The following is a 4,462-nucleotide window of genomic DNA, read 5'->3' as shown; positions in this document are numbered from 1 at the left end:
CGCCAGCACCTGCTGGAACTTTTCCATTTCGGCCGGGAAAGGATCGATCACCACCATCACTTCATTGGCATCCATCACCTCTTCGATCCCGTGGACGGCGTACGTGCCTTCCAGAAAATCGCTCTTTTTGCGGGTGATTTCGTTGGTTTTGAGAGTCAGCTCCTCGGCCACGCCGTTATTTCGCCCGGCAAAATAAATGAGCGGTGCCGCCACCAGCTTTTCAATCAGACCAGGATCAATCGACATTTCCAGAACCTGGCGGGCTGCTTCCGCGGCTTCCGTGCGCGAAACGCGGAGCAGGTCGTCGCCCTCTGCCTGGGCCAGAAGTGCCCGATAGAACAGCGCCTGCTCGACAACGCTTTTCGTGGCCGCCACGGCGTTTTCCGGACCACACGTCAGGTGGTAGCACTGCGTGCTTACCTCTTCAAGTTTGACACCTTTGTTGGCTGTCAACCCCAATCGACGCGGATGGTTTTCCTCAGCCAGCTTCATAAACAGGGAGATGACCTCTTTGGTCTTGCCGCTGTTACTGGCCGCGAAGACCGTGAAATCCTGCAGGCGGTACTCATGGGCCTGCCGGGCACCGTCGGTGGCAATAGTCCACACACCGCCGCGTCGCAGATTCTCGTAGATGAGATTCTTGGCCGGAAAAATCCTGCTGGACCCCTCGCCCGTCAGAAACAGCCGTTTCGTCTGTTCCACAATCCGGCAGGCTTCGTCGGCCACGGCAGGATCGAAACGGGCGAGAATCTCGGGTGTTTCCATCATCTCGCGAACCAGCGCGAAACGGGCGTAGCGTTCCTCTCGCAGATTCATCACAAACTCTCCCTGCTGGTGGCTGTCGGTTTGCAAAGATAAAGTCCCTCCACTGTTCGCGTCATTTTACCAAATCGAGGGACCGGGTGAGAGGGAACCGGCCGCCTGATCAGCGCACACCTCCGGCAGAGGTTATCCACGCTCACCAGCTCGGCCTTACCATTGGGCAGCCTACGCTACTGGACCAGCGCCTGCCCGCTGTTTGACGTACAATGCGTGCCCAAAGAGCTTTGTTCTGAAAAAGAGAGGGGTGCCGTCACAAACTTCGCGGCGCGTTGAACGGCTCGGATGTGTCTGCCGGTTCTTCCATCGAAAACGCCGGCTCAGCAATCGGCACACGTTCACTTTCTGGCTCTCGCCGGACAGTTCTCTCTCTGTCCGTACCGCCGGGAACAGTTCCTTCCTCCAGTTCCTCCGCCACCCTGACCGGCATGACCCAGCTATAGAGCAGATACACCACGGGAACCAGGAGCAGGCAAAGCACAGTGGTGAACGCCAGGCCGAAACAAATCGTCACAGCCATGGGAATGAGGAACTGTGCCTGGACGGATCGCTCGAAAACCAAGGGCGCAAGACCACCAATCGTCGTGATCGAAGTCAACATAATCGGCCGCACACGCCGCCTTCCCGCATCGACAATGGCTTCTTTCACCGACATGCCGTTTTCAACGCGCATGTTGATGAAATCCACCAGCACGATCGAGTCATTGACGACCACACCCGTCAAGGCAACCATCCCGAAGATGCTCATCAATGTCAAAGGCATCCCCATGATAACGTGTCCGACGATTGCCCCCACCAGTCCGAACGGGATGATGAGCATAATGATGATTGGCTGGAAATAGGATCGGAATTCCAGCGTGAGCAGCGCGAACATGGCCACCAGGGCCACCATCAATCCCCAGATCATGGCCTGGATGGATTCATTCGTCTGCTCCTGTGTTCCCTCCCACCGCACCTGGATCTCCGAATAACGGGGATCCGCAAGCAATTGCGGGATGATCTTCGATTTCAGCTCGTCCACGATCTTCTGCGAATTGACCACGGCCTCATCCACGTCAGCCGTAATGGCGACGGCGCGAAGCTGATCCAGCCGGTTGATCTGTGAATAACCGCGTTGAATGGTAATTTGCGCCAGCTCTGTGATCGGCCGTTCCACATTTCCCGTGCGGATTCGAATGTCTTCAAAGTGTGCCAGGGAGCGGCGTTCATCCTCCGGATATCGCACCATCACTTTGACTTCGTGGCGGCCGCGCTGGAGGCGCATGGCCTCTTCACCGTAATAGGCAGCACGGATAGTCCCTGCCAGATCGGCCAGGGTGACCCCCAATGCCTTGGCTTTATCGTTGGTTTTTATCTGGAATTCCCACTTTCCCGCACGTGCATCGTCCTGGATGTCAAACACGCCAGGAACCTGAGCGAGGTAGGCCTTGCATTTCTCCACGACCTCTTCCAGTTCCTGCATTTTGTGGACGGGTGCAAGGAGCCGGAACTCGATGGGCGCTCCCCCGGGACCCCGAGACTGGCTTTGAAAAGTGACACTCTCTGCCCCGGGGAAATTCCGCCCCAGCTTCATTGCCTTTTCTCGCCACAGTTTCACGATCACCTCACTCGTGATCGGTCTCTGTTCGGCGTTGACGAGCTCGACTTCCAACTTTCCGGAATGGCTGCCCGTGGGAAGTTCATTTCCTACCCGCAAAGCTCCTGCCGACGTTTCCCCGACCACGCGATAGACCGTCTTGACGAGCGGAACTCCCTTTTCACGCCACTCTCGGTCGATCTCCCAGATCGCCTCTTCCATCGCGGCAGTGGCCCGCCTGGTCACCTCCTCGGGGGTGCCAGCGGGATAGTAAACCTGCGCTTCCAAAAATTCCGAATCCAGCTTGGGAAAGGGAATGAAGGGAACCAGTCCCGATGCCACAAGGCCCAAGGCCGTGATCAACGCAGCCAGGGCGACACTGAAACTGATCGGAGCGAACCGAAGAGCCAACTTTAAAACCGGCGTGTAAATCCGGTCAATAAACTTCTGCAAAACCGAATCCGCATAAAAGTTAACCGCATTGGTGAATTTCTCAATCGCCGGCAAATACAGCCCCAGGATGGGAAGCCCGACAGCCAGCACGACGGCCGTCCAGACAATCCAGGCCATCTCACCAGGCACGGTACCACTGGCGAGAAACATCAAAACGGCCGCCATCACAATCACACTGGCGATCCGCCAGAGGAGCACCAACCAGCGACGCCGCCGCCCCCGAATCACCGGCACATCGCCCCCGGCAGCCTGTTCATCTGCGGAATCTTCCAGCTCCATCAGGCGGCGTTCACGTTCCCGGCGATGACGCGGGTCGTGGGCAAGGTGGCAGGGCAGGACGAAAATCGCCTCTGCCAGGGAGACCAGGAGCATCGTGATCACACCAAAGGGCAAAAGCCAAACGAATTTCCCCATAATTCCGGGCACAAAGAACAGCGGCGCAAAAGCAATCACAGTCGTCATGACCGAGGTGGTGACGGACGGAATCACCTCGGCCGTGCCGTCCACCGCCGCCTGTATGTAGTTCTTGCCCATCTGTCGGTGTACGTAAACGTTTTCACCGATCACGATGGCATCATCGACGAGCATACCCAGGGCCATCAGAAACGCGAACATCGACATCATGTTGAGCGTCTGGTCGCTCCATTGCATGATGATCGCCGTTCCCAGCATCGCGATGGGGATACCCAGGGCCACCCAGAACGCCAGATGAATCTCCAGGAAGATGGCGAGGAGCACAAAGACGATGATCAGCCCCTGCAGGCCATTGCGGGCCAGCAAATTGAGGCGATCCCGCACGTAGGTCGAGAAATCGCCCCAGGTCACCAGTTGATATCCCGGCGGCAACTTTTTCCTGGCAACATATTCATGAACATCATGCGTGGTCTTGATGATGTCCTCGTCAGACGTACTGCTAACAACGATGGCCATCCCCGGATGACCGTTGATCCGGCTGAAGGCCGTCGTATCCGCAAAGGCATCGCGAACTGTGGCCACATCACCGAGCCGCAGGATCGTCCCATCCGGCGATGTGATGAGGGGGATTTCAGCGATCTCCTTGCCCGTCAGCCCCTTGCTTTTTCCACGGAGCAGAACTTCCTGAGCATGCGATCGAAGCGTCCCGCCGGGGACCTCAATATTTTCCCGGCGGATGATCTGGGCCACCTGCTGCAACGTCAGCCCGTATTTGCGGAGGACATGTTCAGGTATTTCGACAGAAATCTCGTACGGGCGAACCCCCATCAGGTCTGCCTGATTGACGTTGGGAAGCGCGACCAGTTCGTCCCGGACTTTTTCCGCCAGCTCGCGGAGCGCCCGTTCAGCGCGGGGATCATCCGAATCGGGCCCGATCACTCCCACGGTGATCGCAGCCCGGCGAAAAGTGATGAGCCGAACCTCGGGTTTTTCGGCGAGTTCCGGAAAACTGGGAATGCGGTCCACTTCCGAGCGAACTTCGTCGAGGACCCGTTGCGGATCCGCGACGTCACTTCGCAATTCCAAAATCACTGATCCGGCCCCTTCGCGTGCCACTCCGTAGGTTTTTTTAACGCCGCCAAGACCATCATCGTCAACAAGCGCTCAATGGCCAGCGGCTACGCGGGCCTGGACAACGAA

General features: G+C 57.6%; 1 protein-coding gene and 1 pseudogene. Both read right to left on the bottom strand.

Annotation, left to right across the window (positions count from 1 at the left end):
• On the bottom strand, positions 1-816 hold an 816-nt coding region (locus tag H5U08_RS10955), incomplete at its 3' end, for an SIS domain-containing protein (RefSeq protein WP_297032941.1).
• Positions 817-1,072: 256 nt separating this feature from the next.
• Positions 1,073-4,396, bottom strand: a pseudogene (locus tag H5U08_RS19875) (efflux RND transporter permease subunit); the annotation flags it as partial.
• Positions 4,397-4,462 lie beyond the last annotated feature (66 nt).

This window comes from Thermogutta sp., from assembly GCF_014359955.1.
In the GTDB taxonomy this organism is placed as follows: domain Bacteria; phylum Planctomycetota; class Planctomycetia; order Pirellulales; family Thermoguttaceae; genus Thermogutta.
Note: the sequence above shows the minus strand (reverse complement) of the source record. Positions and strands in the feature narration are given on the sequence as shown.